The organism is Actinoplanes sp. NPDC023714, from assembly GCF_040639855.1.
Lineage (GTDB): Bacteria > Actinomycetota > Actinomycetes > Mycobacteriales > Micromonosporaceae > Actinoplanes.
This window is the reverse complement of record NZ_JBFAAR010000007.1, coordinates 300,815-315,337: the sequence shown is the minus strand read 5'-3', so window position 1 is coordinate 315,337 and position 14,523 is coordinate 300,815. Positions and strand designations below refer to the sequence as shown.

At 71.3% G+C, this 14,523-nt stretch carries 16 protein-coding genes; 3 read left to right on the top strand and 13 right to left on the bottom strand.

The features are described from left to right. Positions 1 to 46: 46 nt before the first annotated feature. Positions 47 to 601, bottom strand: coding sequence for a DUF4142 domain-containing protein (locus AB0G10_RS29465; protein WP_360928720.1), 555 nt, complete (start codon positions 599 to 601; stop codon positions 47 to 49). A gap of 102 nt (positions 602 to 703) precedes the next feature. On the opposite strand from AB0G10_RS29465, the gene AB0G10_RS29460 reads away from it, so the two are divergent. Next, positions 704 to 1,000 carry an STAS domain-containing protein gene (locus AB0G10_RS29460; protein ID WP_360928718.1) on the top strand — a complete coding sequence of 99 codons (297 nt, stop codon included), beginning with the start codon at positions 704 to 706 and terminating at the stop codon, positions 998 to 1,000. A 16-nt stretch (positions 1,001 to 1,016) separates the two neighbouring features. Here AB0G10_RS29460 and AB0G10_RS29455 read toward each other — a convergent pair whose 3' ends face one another. Continuing rightward, positions 1,017 to 1,976 carry a sigma-70 family RNA polymerase sigma factor gene (locus tag AB0G10_RS29455; RefSeq protein WP_360928715.1) on the bottom strand — a complete coding sequence of 320 codons (960 nt, stop codon included), beginning with the start codon at positions 1,974 to 1,976 and terminating at the stop codon, positions 1,017 to 1,019. Positions 1,977 to 2,051: 75 nt separating this feature from the next. Here AB0G10_RS29455 and AB0G10_RS29450 point away from each other — a divergent pair, with 75 nt between their 5' ends. Continuing rightward, positions 2,052 to 2,846: an alpha/beta hydrolase gene (locus AB0G10_RS29450; RefSeq protein ID WP_360928712.1), complete on the top strand. Its 795-nt coding sequence runs from the start codon at positions 2,052 to 2,054 to the stop codon at positions 2,844 to 2,846. Here AB0G10_RS29450 and AB0G10_RS29445 read toward each other — a convergent pair. From AB0G10_RS29445 to AB0G10_RS29400, 10 genes are all read right to left on the bottom strand, one after another. Beyond that, positions 2,831 to 5,068 (bottom strand): excinuclease ABC subunit UvrA, encoded by a 2,238-nt coding sequence (locus AB0G10_RS29445; protein WP_360928709.1) that lies wholly within the window; start codon positions 5,066 to 5,068, stop codon positions 2,831 to 2,833. The two genes, AB0G10_RS29450 and AB0G10_RS29445, sit on opposite strands and share 16 nt — an antisense overlap. 59 nt (positions 5,069 to 5,127) lie before the next feature. Next, a complete protein-coding gene (locus AB0G10_RS29440; protein ID WP_360928706.1) occupies positions 5,128 to 5,679 on the bottom strand; it encodes a MerR family transcriptional regulator in 552 nt (183 codons plus the stop codon). 179 nt (positions 5,680 to 5,858) lie between these two features. Further along, the gene (locus tag AB0G10_RS29435) at positions 5,859 to 6,323 is read right to left on the bottom strand and encodes a bifunctional nuclease family protein (protein WP_127553215.1); all 465 of its coding nucleotides are present in this window, start codon (positions 6,321 to 6,323) and stop codon (positions 5,859 to 5,861) included. Between the two features lie 130 nt (positions 6,324 to 6,453). After that, positions 6,454 to 7,122: a MerR family transcriptional regulator gene (locus AB0G10_RS29430; protein ID WP_360928703.1), complete on the bottom strand. Its 669-nt coding sequence runs from the start codon at positions 7,120 to 7,122 to the stop codon at positions 6,454 to 6,456. A gap of 68 nt (positions 7,123 to 7,190) precedes the next feature. Next, positions 7,191 to 7,643: an FHA domain-containing protein gene (locus tag AB0G10_RS29425; RefSeq protein ID WP_360846783.1), complete on the bottom strand. Its 453-nt coding sequence runs from the start codon at positions 7,641 to 7,643 to the stop codon at positions 7,191 to 7,193. A 159-nt stretch (positions 7,644 to 7,802) separates the two neighbouring features. Then, complete coding sequence (gene gcvH / locus AB0G10_RS29420; RefSeq protein ID WP_360928700.1) at positions 7,803 to 8,183, bottom strand: glycine cleavage system protein GcvH; 381 nt, start codon at positions 8,181 to 8,183, stop codon at positions 7,803 to 7,805. Positions 8,184 to 8,198: 15 nt separating this feature from the next. Then, entirely contained in the window at positions 8,199 to 8,849 is a 651-nt protein-coding gene (locus tag AB0G10_RS29415) for a DUF881 domain-containing protein (protein WP_360928697.1), read from the bottom strand. Between the two features lie 219 nt (positions 8,850 to 9,068). Then, complete coding sequence (locus tag AB0G10_RS29410; RefSeq protein ID WP_014445295.1) at positions 9,069 to 9,401, bottom strand: small basic family protein; 333 nt, start codon at positions 9,399 to 9,401, stop codon at positions 9,069 to 9,071. After that, positions 9,398 to 10,333, bottom strand: coding sequence for a DUF881 domain-containing protein (locus AB0G10_RS29405; protein ID WP_360928694.1), 936 nt, complete (start codon positions 10,331 to 10,333; stop codon positions 9,398 to 9,400). The genes AB0G10_RS29410 and AB0G10_RS29405 overlap by 4 nt, the downstream gene beginning before the upstream one ends. Beyond that, the gene (locus AB0G10_RS29400) at positions 10,330 to 10,938 is read right to left on the bottom strand and encodes a CDP-alcohol phosphatidyltransferase family protein (protein WP_360928691.1); all 609 of its coding nucleotides are present in this window, start codon (positions 10,936 to 10,938) and stop codon (positions 10,330 to 10,332) included. Before AB0G10_RS29400 ends, AB0G10_RS29405 begins: the two co-directional genes overlap by 4 nt. A 325-nt stretch (positions 10,939 to 11,263) precedes the next feature. Here AB0G10_RS29400 and AB0G10_RS29395 point away from each other — a divergent pair, with 325 nt between their 5' ends. Then, positions 11,264 to 12,211, top strand: coding sequence for an AraC family transcriptional regulator (locus AB0G10_RS29395; protein WP_360928688.1), 948 nt, complete (start codon positions 11,264 to 11,266; stop codon positions 12,209 to 12,211). A 361-nt stretch (positions 12,212 to 12,572) separates the two neighbouring features. On the opposite strand, the gene AB0G10_RS29390 is transcribed toward AB0G10_RS29395, so the two are convergent. Further along, positions 12,573 to 14,522, bottom strand: coding sequence for a hypothetical protein (locus tag AB0G10_RS29390; RefSeq protein ID WP_360928685.1), 1,950 nt, complete (start codon positions 14,520 to 14,522; stop codon positions 12,573 to 12,575). Position 14,523: the final 1 nt, after the last annotated feature.

Here is a 14,523-nt window from a genome sequence, read left to right as displayed (position 1 = left end):
GGCCTCACCCGCCGCCGGCGTCGTCGTGCCCCCGGCCGCGGCCGGATCAGGCCCGGCCGCCGTGGTCGAGGTAGCCGGCGATGCCCTCCTCGACGGCGGCCTCGTGGAGGGCGTCGTGGTGCCGCTCGATGACCGGGGCGGCGCCGCCGGCCAGGGTGCGGACCTCGGCGCTGTCGCCCTCGGCCACCGCGGCCTCGACCATGGCGAGGGACTTGCGGTGGGCGGCCAGCTGGGTGGTGATGAAGTATTCGTCGAAGGTGTCCGGGCCGGCCGCCTCGTAGCCGCGGGCCAGGGACTGCTGCTCCTCGTTCGGCTCCGGCGGGAGCGGGACGCGCAGCTGCCGGGCCACCTGGGTGAGCTGGCCGTCGAGCCGGATGTGGTCGCGCATGAAGGTGACGGCCAGGCCCTTCACGACCGGGTCGGCGGATTTGGTGAAGGCGATCCGGCCCGCGGCGATCTCGGCGAGGTTCACCTGGTGGGCGGCCGTCAGGAAGGCGGCGTCGCCGGGGTAGGCGGCCGGGGCGGCGGTGGCGGCGGTGGCCGGTGCGAGCAGGGTGGCGGTCAGGCCGACGGTGGTGGCGAGGTGCCGGAAGTTAATCACGAATGCAGGGTATGCAGCCGTGATGCGCGTTTTGTGCGGATACTTCGCGGCGTGGCCCCGCGGGGCCGATGAGTTCCGGGGCCGCGGCGGGTCGTACCGGGTATGGCGACGTTCTTCCCGGTGGCGACCGGGATCGGCCGCGCGGAGATCCCGGCCCTGTGCGCCGATCTGGCCGCGCTCCTGCGGGGCCGGGCGCCCGGGATGGTGACCTGCCGGCTCGCCGGGCCGGGACGGCCCGGCGTCGCGACGGTCGAGGCGCTGCTGCGGCTGCGGCTCACCGCCCGGAGGTACGGGTGGCAGCTCCGCCTCCACGACCCCACGCCGGATCTGGTGGCGCTGCTGACGGTGCTCGGCCTGGCCGACACCCTGACCGACGCCCTGACCGACGACGAGACCTGACGAGATCCGACGAGACTCAGGGAAGGCGGGCGGGGAGGCCGAAGAGCGGGAACAGGCGGGCCGTGTCGAGGAAGTTGTTGACGCCGGCGATGCGGCCGCCGGAGATCTCCAGCACGATCAGCGCCCACGGCTCGTGCCCCTCCCCCGAGGCGGCCACCCGGTATTGACCGAACGCCGGCAGCCCGCTCGCGGCCGTCGGCACGAGCCGGGAGCCCTCGCAGCCGCTGCCGGTGCCGCTCATCCACGCGGTGATGTCGTCGTGGCCGCGCAGCCAGAGCGGCAGCGGCGGCATCGACAGGGTGGCGTCCTCGTGCAGCAGCGCGGTGAGGGCCGTGAGGTCGTACTCCTCGAACGCCTTCACGTAGCGGGCCAGCAGCTCGCGCTGATCGCCGTCGAGAGGGCGGTAGACGTCGGAGGAGGCCGGGCCGGAGGCGGCGATCGTGGCGCGGGCCCGCTGCAGGGCGCTGTTCACGCTGGGGACCGAGGTGTCGAGCAGCTCGGCCACCTCCTGCGCCGACCAGGCGAGCACCTCGCGCAGGATCAGCACGGCCCGCTGCTTGGCCGGCAGCAGCTGGAGCGCGGCGACGAAGGCGAGCCGCACCGATTCCCGCTCGGCGATCACGTGCGCTGGATCCGTACGCTCGAAAAGCCTCTCGTCCGGAACCGGCCCCACCCAGATCTCCTCGGGTCTCGGCTCGCCCGGGTCGGTCGCCCGGCCGGAACCGGCCGGGCCCAGATCCATCGGCCGCACCCGGCGCTGGGCGCTGCCCAGCATGGTGAGGCACACGTTCGTGGCGATCCGGTAGAGCCAGGACCGCAGCGCGGACCGGCCCTCGAAGCCCTGGTAACCCTTCCAGGCCCGGATCATCGTGTCCTGCACGGCGTCCTCGGCCTCGAAGCCGGACCCGAGCATCCGGTAGCAGTACCCGGTCAGCTCCGGGCGGAACGCTTCCAGCTGTGCCTCGATGTCGGTCACGCTGCGAATCTAGCCGACCGGAAAATTCCCGCGCCACCACCGATGAGTCCGCGCCACCCGCCGGGTCTACCGGGCATGGCTTACGCAGACGTGAACGGCATCAACCTCTACTACGAGATCCACGGTTCGGGCCGGCCCCTCGTGCTGCTGCACGGCGGCCTCGGCTCGGGCGAGATGTTCGGGGCGAACCTGGACCGGTTCGCCGCCGATCACCAGGTCATCCTCCCCGACCTGCAGGGACACGGCCGGACCGCGGACGTGGACCGGCCGATCGACACCGCGACGATGGCCGACGACATCGCCGCGCTGATCACCCACCTGGGCCTGGAGAAGCCGGACGTCGCAGGCTTCTCGCTGGGCGGCGGCGTGGCGCTCCAGGTCGCGATCCGGCACCCGGAGAAGATCGGCCGGGCCGTCTCCGGTTCGGCCGGGATCCGGCGCGACGCCATCCATCCGGAGATCCTGGAGCAGCAGGGCCAGGTCACCGGCGCGGCCGTCGAGTACATGAAGGACACCCCGATGTACGAGTTGTACCAGCGGGTCGCGCCGCACCCGGATCACTTCCCGCGTCTCCTCGACAAGATCGGCGAGACGATGGCGAAGGACTACGACCTCACCGAGCAGGTCCGCGGCCTCCAGGTCCCGACGCTCATCATGGCGGCCGACGCGGACATGTGCCCGCCGAGCCACTTCGTCGAGGTGTTCGCGCTGCTCGACGGCGGGCAGCGGGACGGCGGCTGGATGGGCGAGGGTCGTCCCAAGGGCGGGCACGCCCTCGCCATCCTGCCGGGTCTCACCCACTACAACGTGGTCGACTCCCCGCTGTTCGCCTCCACCGCCCTGGCCTTCCTCGATCAGCCGGCGCAGTAGGCGCGCAGGTGCCGGGCGGTCAGGGTGTCCGCTGCCACCAGGCCGGCGGGGGTTCCGGTGAAGACCACCCGTCCCCCGTCGTGCCCGGCGCCCGGGCCCAGGTCGACGATCCAGTCGGCGTGCGCCATCACGGCGAGGTGGTGCTCGATCACCACGACCGTGTTGCCGGCGTCGACCAGCCGGTCCAGGAGGGCCAGCAGCTGATCGACGTCGGCCAGATGCAGGCCGCTGGTCGGCTCGTCGAGCAGGTAGGTGGCGGTGCCACCGCCCATATGGACGGCGAGCTTGAGGCGCTGCCGCTCACCGCCGGACAGGGTGTTGAGCGGCTGCCCGAGGGTGAGGTAGCCGAGGCCGACGGCGGCCAGCCGGTCCAGGATGAGGCGGACCGGCCTCTCCGTGAAGAACTCCAGGGCGTCGGTGACCGGCATGGCCAGCACCTCGCTGATGTCCCGGCCGCGCAGTTTGTAGCCGAGCACCTCGGCGGTGAACCGTTTGCCCTCGCACTCCTCGCAGACGGTCGCCACCCCGGCCATCATGGCGAGGTCCATGTAGACCAGGCCGATGCCCTTGCAGTTCGGGCAGGCGCCCGCCGAGTTCGCGCTGAACAGGGCCGGCTTCACGCCGTTGGCCTTCGCGAACGCGGTGCGGACCGGGTCGAGCAGGCCGGTGTACGTGCCCGGGTTGCTGCGCCGGGAGCCGCGGATCGCCGACTGGTCGACCACGATGACGCCGTCCCGCTGCGGCAGGGCGCCGTAGATCAGCGAGCTCTTGCCGGAGCCGGCCACCCCGGTCACGACGGTGAGCACGCCTTGCGGGATGTCCACCGAGACGTCCCGCAGGTTGTGGGTGTTCGCGTCGCGGATCGGCAGCACCTCGGTGAACGGGCGGACCGCCGGCTTGAGACCCACCCGGTGCCCGAGGTACCTCCCGGTGACCGTGCCGGAGGACCGCAGCCCCGCCACGGTCCCCTCGAACTGGATGCGCCCGCCGGCCGGCCCCGCGCCCGGTCCGAGATCGATCACGTGGTCGGCGATCGCGATGGTCTCCGGCTTGTGCTCGACCACGAGGACCGTGTTGCCCTTGTCGCGCAGCCGCAGCAGCAGGCCGTTCATCCGTTCGATGTCGTGCGGGTGCAGGCCGACCGTGGGCTCGTCGAAGACGTACGTGATGTCGGTGAGCGGCGAGCCGAGGTGCCGGACCATCTTGACCCGCTGCGCCTCACCGCCGGAGAGGGTGCCCGACTCGCGGTCCAGTGACAGGTAGCCGAGTCCGATCTCGACCAGTGAGTCGAGGTTCTGCCGCAGCGCCGCGAGGACCGGCGCGACCGACGGCGCGCTGATCCCGGCGAGGAAGTCCGCGAGGTCGCTGACCTGCATGGCCGAGCACTCGGCGATGTTGCGCCCGTCGATCCTCGAGGCGAGCACCTCGGCGCGCAGCCGGGTGCCGTCGCAGTCCGGGCACTTCTGGAAGGTCACGGCACGGTCGATGAACGCGCGGATGTGCGGCTGCTGCGCCTCCCGGTCCTTGCTCAGGAACGACCGCTGGACCTTGACGACCAGGCCCTCGTAGGTGGTGTTGATCCCGGCGATCCGCATCTTGGTGGCCGGCTTGTGCAGGAAGTCCTCGAGCTCGGCCGGGGTGAAGTCGCGCACCGGCTTGTCCGGGTCGAACAGCCCGGACTCGGCGAAGCCGCGGACGTACCAGCCGTCGACCGTGTAGTTCGGCACCGTGATCGCACCCTCGTTGATCGACTTCGAGACGTCGACCAGCTGGGCCACGTCGATCGTGGACACCCGGCCGAGGCCCTCGCAGCCCGGGCACATCCCCTCGGCGTTGAACGAGTAGGCCAGGGCGCTGCCCGCCCCGGGCTCGCCGAGCCGGGAGAAGACGATCCGGAGCAGCGTGTACGCGTCGGTGGCCGTCCCCAGCGTGGACCGGGCGTTCGCGCCCATCCGCTCCTGGTCGACCACGATGGCGGCGCTCAGGTTGTGCAGCGCGTCCACGTCCGGCCGCGCCGGGCTCCCCATGAACGACTGCAGGAACGCCGAGTAGGTCTCGTTGATCAGCCGCTGCGACTCGGCCGCGATGGTGCCGAAGACGAGCGACGACTTGCCGGAGCCGGAGACCCCGGTGAAGACCGTCAGCACCCGTTTCGGGATGTCGACGGAGACGTTGAGAAGGTTGTTCTCCCGGGCGCCGCGAACCTGGATGGCTTCAGTCACCCGGCGAAGCTACCGTGCGAAGCGGTCAGAGGCTGACCGCTATCCCTCGGCGAGCGCCGCTATCCGGCCCGGCGCCGGGCCCGGCGCGCCGCCAGCTCGTCGCCCTCGCTCGGCTCCTGCGCGACGTCGCGGCCCACCGGCTGCGGCGCGGCCGGCTCGGCCGGCAGGTGCGACAGCGAGCCCTGGATCTCCTTGAACGCGCCGCCGATCGCGATGCCGAACACGCCCTGCCCGCCCTGGAGCAGATCGACGACCTCCTCCGGCGAGCGGCACTCGTAGACCGTCGTGCCGTCCGAGATGAGCGTGATCTCGGCGAGGTCCTCGACGCCGCGGGAGCGCAGCGTGTCGATCGCCCGCCGGATGTTCTGCAGCGAGACACCCGCGTCGAGCAGGCGCTTCACCACCTTGAGGACCACCAGGTCGCGGAAGGAGTAGAGCCGTGAGGTGCCGGAGCCGGTGGCGTCCCGCACGCTCGGGACCACCAGGGTGGTCCGGGCCCAGTAGTCGAGCTGGCGGTAGCTGATACCCACGGCCTGACACGCCGTGACCCCGCGGTACCCGACCGAGCCGTCCTCGCCGACGAGTGGGCCTTCAAGAGGCTGCTCGTGCACGCGAATACCTCCCCCTGCCCAAGAACTTTCAGGCGGTGTGCCGGTTCACCTGGACTTCACGAGCGTATATCTCAGCCCCGGCGGAAACAGGGAGGTAACCGCACGACACGCCGCGTCCGGGCGAGCCTTTCCTTCGGCGAGCGTCGATAAGTCAGACGCTTCGGCCTGCGCCATCCCTCTTAACCGGCGAAGTCCTCGGGGCGGACCTGATCGAGGAACTCGCGGAACTTCTCGACCTCGTCCTCCTGCTCGTCCGGGATCACGATGCCGGCCTCGGTGAGCACCTGGTCCGCGCAGCGGATCGGCGCGCCCACCCGCAGTGCCAGGGCGATCGAGTCGCTCGGCCGGGCCGACACCCGCAGATCGTCACCGATCAGCAGATCGGCGTAGAAGACGTTGTCCTTCAACTCGGTGATCTCGACGGCCTTCAGCGGCGCGTCCAGCGCGGTGAGGATGTCCCGCAGGAGATCGTGGGTCAGCGGACGGGCCGGCTTGACCCCCTGCTGCTCGTACGCGATGGCGGTCGCCTCGACCGCACCGATCCAGATCGGGAGGTAACGGTCGCCGTCGACCTCCCGCAGCAGAACGATCGGCTGGTTGCTGGGCAGCTCCACCCGGACCCCGACCACGCTCAGCTCGCGCACCGCCCGCCTCCGTGTTCGTCGTTCCCCTGGCTGTCACGAATCGCCCAGCCGCCCCTCACCTGCACGGTACACGCATACACGCGGTGCCCGATCCGTGCGGCATACCCCGCAAAGGGTAGGCCGAACCGGGTCAGCGGCCGAGTTCGCCGCGCAGGCCGGAGCGGACCAGTGCCGCATGCAGCCGCTGCGAGAGCGCCTGCAGGTCACGTGCCGTCTCGGCGGCCCGGGCCCGGGCCGCCGGGTCCTGCTGGCGCGCGAGCGGCGCCAGCAGCTGTGTGAACAGGCCCACTTCCCGGTCCGCGGCGTTGCGGAACGCGCGCAGGTGACGCGCCTCCAGCCCGTACCGGGTGAGCCCGACCACGGCCTCCACGATGATCACCGCGTCGGCGTCGTACCACCCCGGCGGGCGAGCCGTGACCAGGCCCATCTGCTCCAGCTCGGCCAGCAGCCCCTCGCCCACGCCGGTGCGTTCCAGCATGTCCGCCTTCGGGATGCGGGTGTCCGCCGGGTCGGCGGGACGCTGGGCGCCCACCGCCACCAGCGTGGGCCGCTGCGGCACCGCCGGTTCCTGCTCCATCCGGTCCAGCTGCTCGCGGATGACCCGCAGCGGGAGGTACTGGTCCCGCTGCGCGGTCAGCACGAAACGCAGCCGGGCCACGTCGTTCCACGAGTACTTGCGGTACCCGGAGGCGGTGCGTTGCGGGTCGACAAGACCCTCCGCCTCCAGGAACCGCAACTTCGAGATCGTGGTGTCGGGGAACTCGGTGCGCAGATGTGCCAGCACCTCCCCGATGCTCATCAGCGCACCTTCACGCCCGGACGCTGCGCCCGAGGCTCCGGGGTCACGCGCGGCCGCCCCCGACGCGTTCACGCCCGGCCGCCCTCGCCCTCCGGCCGCGGACCGGCGATGAACACCAGACGGAACTTGCCGATCTGGACCTCGTCGCCGTTGCTCAGGGTCGCGGCCTCGACGCGCTCCCGGTTCACGTACGTGCCGTTGAGCGAGCCGACGTCGCGGACCGTGAAGGTGCCGCCGTCGCGGTGGAACTCGGCGTGGCGACGGGAAACCGTCACGTCGTCGAGGAAGATGTCACTGTCCGGGTGCCGCCCACTGGTCGTCACGTCGTGGTCCAGGAGGAACCGGGCACCCGCGTTCGGTCCCCGGCGGACCACCAGCAGCGCCATCCCGGGCGGCAGCGACCCGGACATCCGGGCCGGCACCACGTCGGTCTCGGGTCCCTCGAGCACCTCGTCAAGGGCGCCAAGGTTCAGCGTGGACGTGACGTCGAGTGGGGGGAACTCGTCGTCTGGGCGCGTCATCGGACCACCTCACGGATCAGTAGGTCGCCGGGGCCGTCCGAGGCCCGACGCACGACTATCGGTTTCAAAGGAATAACAGTTCTGCGTGTAGTCCCCGCGAGCCTAGTCAGCGCCAATATCGCTGAGCAACAAGACTCGCGGAGACCGATATACGCTTTATCAGCTCTCGGTGAGCGCGCGGTACGCCGCCGCGTCGAGCAGCGAATCGAGCACCGACGCATCGTCCGGCGCGATCTCCACGAGCCAGCCGGCCGCGTAGGGTTCGCCATTGATGATTTCCGGCTCGTCCGCGAGAGTGGCGTTCTTCGCCACGACGGTGCCCGATATCGGCGCGTAGATCTCCGAGACGCTCTTCGTCGACTCGATCTCCCCGAGCGAGTCGCCCGCCTGCACCACGGTGCCCTCGTCGGGCAGCTGCACGAACACGATGTCACCGAGCGCGTCCTGCGCGAAATGGGTGATGCCCACCCGCACCGGGCCACTGCCGTCACCGGCGACCCACTCGTGCTCCGCGGTGTACCGCAGATCCTCAGGAATCAACGCTTCCTCCGTTTTTCACGAAACCGGACGCGCGTACTGCAAGGCTGTCGCCTTACGCACCTCGGTCACTTCGACCATGGAGCGCGAGTCCATGGTCACGCTACCGTCGTCGTTCTTCACCGACGCGACCACCCCGCCCGGGATCTGCAGCGCGGTGCTCATGGTCGCGGCCGGGCCGATCACCAGAAGACGGAACGTGCCCGTCAGATGCACGCCGTCAGCGATGATTCCACCGCCCTGGGCATCGACGAAATAGGTCTGCGCCACGACGCGCACGGCGACGCCGTTCTCGCCGTTCAGCTGCATCACCTCACCGCCGGAACCGCGCAGTTCCTGAACGGTGTTGAGAATGTCGGACGCCTTCACCCGCTGCAGGGTGATCTCCAGTCCCGGACCGCGGCCCGGGACGGTCCCGGCGAGCAGCCCCAGCTCCTCGCTGCGCTTGCTCGCCTCGGCGAGGGCCGCCTCCCGGCCCTGCACGCCCGAGTTGAGCTGCTGGCGGGTCGTCTCGAGCGCCTGGATCTCGGAGAGCAGCCGGCTGTCCTGCGCCTCCAGGTCGCTGAGGATGCGCACCAGGTCCTCCTGCCGGGCGGTCGCCAGCCCGTGGTCCGCGTCGTTGCTGCGCAGCTGCACCACGAGCGTGAACCCGAGCAGCGCCAGCAGCACCCAGATCAGCGTCCCGGCGGGCGCCGGCCGGCGAAGGGTGCGCTTCGGTTCCCTCGTACCCGCAGGCTCTTGATCTGGATCTTGATTGGGCTCTGCCTTCTCGTGATCAAGATCATTCTTTGCGGGTACGGGTTCAGCCGCGTCCTCCTTTTCACCCGAAGGAGGGGGCGCCTGCTTCTCGTCCGCGAGCTCGTCCCGATCGGTCATCGCAGTACCGTCCTATGCCCGGAAGAGGTGCCGGCGGATCGCCGCGACATTACCGAAGATCCGGACGCCGAGCACCACGACGACGCCGGTGGAGAGCTGACCGCCCACGCCCAGCTGATCGCCCACATAGACGATCAGCGCCGAGACGAGCACGTTCGAGATGAACGACACGACGAACTGCTTGTCGTCGAAGATGCCGTCCAGCTTGGCGCGCACCCCGCCGAACACGGCGTCGAGCGCCGCCACCACCGCGATCGGCAGATAGGGCACCAGCTCCGGCGGCACGGCCGGGTGGAAGACGATGCCCAGCAGGACACCGGCGAGCAGAGCGAGTACGGCGATCATCGGCCGCCTTCCGACGCAGAGCCGGACGGCACGGGGGATCCGGAGCCGTCCGGCGACGAAGAGGAGGAGCCCGACGGCGCGGGCGGAGGGGTGCTCGGAGTCGCGACCCGCAGCTTCAGCTCGGTCGCCGCCTCCAGCGTCACGTCTTTCACCTCGGTCGCGTCGAACGCCATGCCGTAGCGCGCGACCAGGGTCTCGAAGAAGTGCCCGGCATAGCCGGACCGGAAGTCGCCGGCCAGGTCGCCCGGCCCGATCGCGACCACCTCGTACGGCGACGCGACCGGCTGCACGTTGACCAGGATCGCCTCGCCGGCCTGCCGGATCGTCGAGGTCGCGGTGAGCCGCTGCCCGTTGATCGCGATGGCCTCGGCGCCGGCGCTCCACAGCGCGTTCGTGGCGAGCTGGAGGTCGGTGTCCTTCACCCGGCTCTCGGTGCGCCGCTCCCCGGTCACCGGGTCGACCGAGGTCGGCCCGTCGGACAGGGTGATCTTCGCGCCGTCGCCGTGCACCGTGGCGAACCCGGTGGCCGCCTCCAGGTCGCGGAGCCGGGCCAGGGCCGCGCCGGTCAGCTCCTTCTCGCGCAGGCCGGCGACCTCCTCGGCCAGCTCGTCCGCGCGGGCCTGGAGATCGGCCGTCTCCTCCCGGCGGTTCTCCACCTGGTCGACGAGCTCGTCGCGGGCCACCGTGCGGGCCGGTTCCTCGGCGACCGTCTGCTGGTACGCGACGACCAGCAGGAAGCCGATCACCAGGAGCATCAGCGCGGTCGAGCCGCTCGCCACCCGCCTCGCCACGCCGGTGCGGCCGCGGCCCTCGGCCTTGCGGGCGGCCGCGTCGGCGTACCCGGGATCGAGGGGATTCTGGAACAGGGCGGTCAGGAAGTCCGGGCCGTACGTCCGCTTGCCCGAGCCGCCGTCCGGATCCGGAACCGTCACGACGGGACCGGTGCTTCCCGGTCCGACCGGAGCAGCCGGACCGTCTGGATCAGGTAGAGCGCGGCGGCCGCCCAGTAGAGGCCGAGCGCCCACCAGGCCAGACCCCAGCCGGTCGGGTACGCCCAGCCGGCCCACTCCGGGACCGCCTCGGCGAGCAGGATGATCGGGAACGCGGCCAGCAGCAGGAACGTGCCGGTCTTGCCGACGTAGTGCACCGGCGGCGGCCCGAACCCGTGCCGGCGCAGCACCAGCAGCGCGACCCCGAGCACCACCTCGCGGGCCAGCAGCGCCGCGGTCAGCCACCACGGGATGACCTCGCGGACCGTGAAGCCGATCAGCGTGGCCAGGATGTAGAGCCGGTCCGCGAACGGGTCGAGCAGCTCACCGAGCCGGCTCACCGAGTTCATCCGGCGGGCGAGGTAGCCGTCCACCCAGTCGGTCGAGCCGCCGATCGCCAGCACGATCACCGCGGCGACGTCGTGGTTCGGCACCAGGAGCAGATAGAGGAAGAGCGGGACGCCGAGCAGCCGCAGGAAGCTGATCACGTTGGGCAGGGTGAAGATGCGGTTGGAGGTCTCGATGGACGGCGCAGGCTGCTGCGACATCACGCCAGTCCTCTCCCCCTCGGCCCGGGCCCCCGCTCGGCACCTCGACTCACGACCTCGCCGGATCGCTCGCCGGGCAACTATAACCAGCCGCGTTGCCCCCGCCGACGCGCAGTCACCACCACCACACCCTTTAAGGCATCCTAGGAGGCTAGGTCATGTGGCGACCACCCGGTCGCGTGACCGCCGGCTCAGTGTCGCCATTCACACGATCGGGGTTCGATCTCCGTTTCCTGAGCCCACAAGGGACGGACGGCGATCACGGCCGGTGACGCCCGCTTGGCAAGGCGTCAATTGAAACGTCAAGCTGTACGTCGTGTTACCCGTGACTCATGCGATCCGCGACGTCGAGCACGCGCGGCAGATGCTGAACGACCACTTCTACACGATGGACGTCGACGTCCTGGCCACCCGGCCGGACTGGACGGCCACGTTCGCGGTGGGCGGCGACGACGCGGTCACGGTCGGGGATCTCCATTTCGGCATGGACGTGGCGGTCCGCGCCGGCGAACTCGGCGCGTACCACGTCAACATGCCGCTCGCCGGTCACATGGCGTTCCACCAGGGCAGCGACCGGACCCACCTGGCCACCCCGGCGAACGCCGGCGTCTACCGGCCCACCGGCGACACCGTCGTGGACCACTGGGCCGGCGACTGCCGGATCATCGCCGTCAAGATCGCGCGGGCCGAGCTGGAGAACCAGCTGGCCCGGATCCTGGACGCGCCGATCCGCGGCCCGATCGACCTGGCCGCCGACCTCGACCTCACCCGCGGCGCCGGCGCGGCCTGGGGACGGCTGGCCCGGATGATCGCGGCGGACACCAGCGAGGCCGGGCTCACCCTGCACCCCGTGGTCGGCGCCCGGCTGCGGGAAACCCTGGTCAGCGGCCTGCTCACGGCGACCGGGCACCGCTACCGGGACGCCATGGAACAGCACCGCCCCGCCCTCGCGGCGCCCGGCGCGATCCGCCGCGTCGTCGAGGCGATGCGGGCACAGCCGGGCCGTCCTTTCACGGTGGCCGACCTCGCCCACATCGCCGGCGTCGGCGTGCGCTCACTACAGCAGAGCTTCCAGAGGTACGTCGGCATGCCACCGATGACCTACCTGCGGCAACTCCGGCTCGGCCTGGTCCACGACGAGCTGCGCCAGGCCGCGCCGGGCACCACCGTCGCGCAGGTGGCGTACCGCTACGGTTTCACCCACCCGAGCCGCTTCGCCGCGGCGTACCGCCAGCGCTACGGCACCTCCCCCTCCGACACCCTCCGAGCCTGACCCACCGCCCCTCCCGCTCGCGCCCTCCCGCCCGCGCCGGCCTCCCCACTCGCGCCGGCCTCCCCACTGGCGCCGGCCCGCCCGCTCCGCCCGACCCCACCCCTTCCCGATCTTGATGATCCGCACAGGAACGGGGCAGCGCCCTCTCACAAGATCGGGAAAGGGTGAGCGGGCAGGCGCGAGCTGGCGGGCGGACGGACGGAATCGATCTTGATGATCTGCGCAGGAACGGGGCTGCAGCGCATCACAAGATCGGAGAGAGGCGGGTGGGTGCGGGGCAGGCGTGCGGCGGGTGCGGGCAGGCGTGCGGCGGGCAGGCGTGCGGCGGGCAGGCGTGCGGCGAGGGTAAGGGCGGGGCGGGTCAGCGGCGGCCTCGGCGGGCTCGGACGTAGTCGTCGATGACGTAGCGGCCCAGCTCGGACGCGTCCGGGCTGAAGACGCGGCCTCCGTTGCGCTCGGCTATGCGGCCGACGAAGCGGCGCAGGCCCGGCTCCTCGCCCAGCATGAACACGTTGAGTGTGGCGCCGTACCGGGTGAGCTGGTCCACCTCGCGGACCGTGGCCTGGACCGTCTCGGCGAGCGGCGGCCACCAGAACATCGCCTCGCCGTCCTCTTCGAGGTGCGCGGTCGGCTCGCCGTCGGTGACCACCAGGACGACCGGTTCGGCGCCCGGGTGCCGGCGCAGGTGCCGGCCCGCCAGCATCAGGGCGTGCTGGAGGTTCGTGCCCTTCTCGATCGTCGGCTCGATCGCGGCCAGTTCGCCCTGGTTGAGCGTCTGCGCGTACTTGCCGAAGCCGATGATCTGGAGGGCGTCCTGCGGGTACTTCGTGGCGACCAGATGGGACAGCGCGAGCGCGGTCTGCTTCATCGGGCCCCATCGGCCGTCGGCGAACATCGAGTAGGAGAGGTCGACGCAGAGCGCCACCGCCGCGGAGGCCCGCCGTTCGGTCTCCGCGACCTCGAAGTCGTCCGGTTCCAGGCGTACCGGAAGGGTGTGAAGGTCTCGGGAGGCGGCCCGGCGGCGGACCGCGTTGCCGATGGTGCGGACCACGTCGAGCGGCTGGTCGTCGCCGAACTCCCAGCGGCGCGACGAGCCGATCAGGTCACCGGCGGCGCCCGCGTCGCGCATGTCGTGCTCGCCGCGCTTGCCCTCGGTGACGTCGGAGAAGATCCGCGCGAGCGCGGTGTGGCCGAGCCGGCGCAGCGCTTTCGGCGAGAGCGTGAGGCCCTCGGCGTCGCGCTGCACCCAGCCCTGCCGGCGGAGTTCCCGTTCCAGCTCGCGCAGCCGGCGCAGGTCGTCGCCGGCGCCCCGGCCGAGCTGCCGTTCCACCGCCTCCACGTCGACGTCGTCGAGGGTGGCGCCGGGATGTTCCTGGCCGAGCTGGTCGATCAGCTCGTCCAGGTCGGCGATCTCGCCGAGCGCGGACGCGGCGTCGCCGTAGCCGAGGTCGCCCGGGCCCCGCATCCGCTCGCCGCGACCCCAGTTCATGCCGGGGCGCAGCGCCTTCAGGTTGTCGGTGAGCTCGGCGAGCTGCCCGGCGAGCGGGCCGTCGCCGAGCGCCTGGGCCATCAGGTTCTGCAGCTCCTCGCGCTGCTGCGGGCTGAGCGAGCGCATCAGGCGCTCGGCCGCGGCGGCCTGCCGGGCCAGCGAGTCGATCAGCTCGTCGACGTCGCGGGGGTTGTCCGGGAAGAACCGGCCGTGCTTGTCCATGAAGTCGCGGAAGGCGTCGTCGGTGTCCTCACCCCGGGCGTGCTGGTCGAGCAGCCGGTTGAGATCACCCACCATTTCCGAAATTTCAGACATGTCGCCCTGCTGCAGCGCCTGCTTCATGCCGGCGAACCGCTGCGAGACGACCTCCTGCCGCAGGCCTTCCAGGATCTGCTGATAGATCTCGCGGGCTTCGGAAGATGTCCAATTATATCCGGACAAGTCCGAGACCGCCTGCGACACCGACCGCGGCAGGCTGTCCAGCTGCGCCTCGGCGAACCGCGCGTCGTCGTCGTCGCGGGCGGTCAGCGCGTCCCGCTCGGCGGCGAGGGCCTGGTCGAGCATCTGCCGGGCCCGGGTGACCGCGCCGTCCAGGTTGCCCCGGCGCAGCGCCTCGCGACGCAGCCGCTGGGCCCGGGCCCGCAGCTCGTCCAGTCCCCGGCCGTCCCGGGGACCCTGCCGGATCAGGTCGCGGAGCGCGTCCCGCAGGCTGTCGCCGCGCATGACCCGGTCGCCCATCTCGTCGACCGCGGCCCGGACGTCGTAGGGCGGGGCGAGCGGATCGGGCCCGTCCCGCCACTCCCCATAGCGGAAGACCGGCATC

Coding starts and splice junctions, on each gene's coding strand:
- AB0G10_RS29460 (WP_360928718.1), top strand. CDS start 704: ATGGCGACGTTCTTCCCGGTGGCGACCGGGATCGGCCGCGCGGAGATC.
- AB0G10_RS29450 (WP_360928712.1), top strand. CDS start 2,052: ATGGCTTACGCAGACGTGAACGGCATCAACCTCTACTACGAGATCCAC.
- AB0G10_RS29430 (WP_360928703.1), bottom strand. CDS start 7,122: ATGAGCATCGGGGAGGTGCTGGCACATCTGCGCACCGAGTTCCCCGAC.
- AB0G10_RS29425 (WP_360846783.1), bottom strand. CDS start 7,643: ATGACGCGCCCAGACGACGAGTTCCCCCCACTCGACGTCACGTCCACG.
- AB0G10_RS29410 (WP_014445295.1), bottom strand. CDS start 9,401: ATGATCGCCGTACTCGCTCTGCTCGCCGGTGTCCTGCTGGGCATCGTC.
- AB0G10_RS29400 (WP_360928691.1), bottom strand. CDS start 10,938: ATGTCGCAGCAGCCTGCGCCGTCCATCGAGACCTCCAACCGCATCTTC.
- AB0G10_RS29390 (WP_360928685.1), bottom strand. CDS start 14,522: ATGCCGGTCTTCCGCTATGGGGAGTGGCGGGACGGGCCCGATCCGCTC.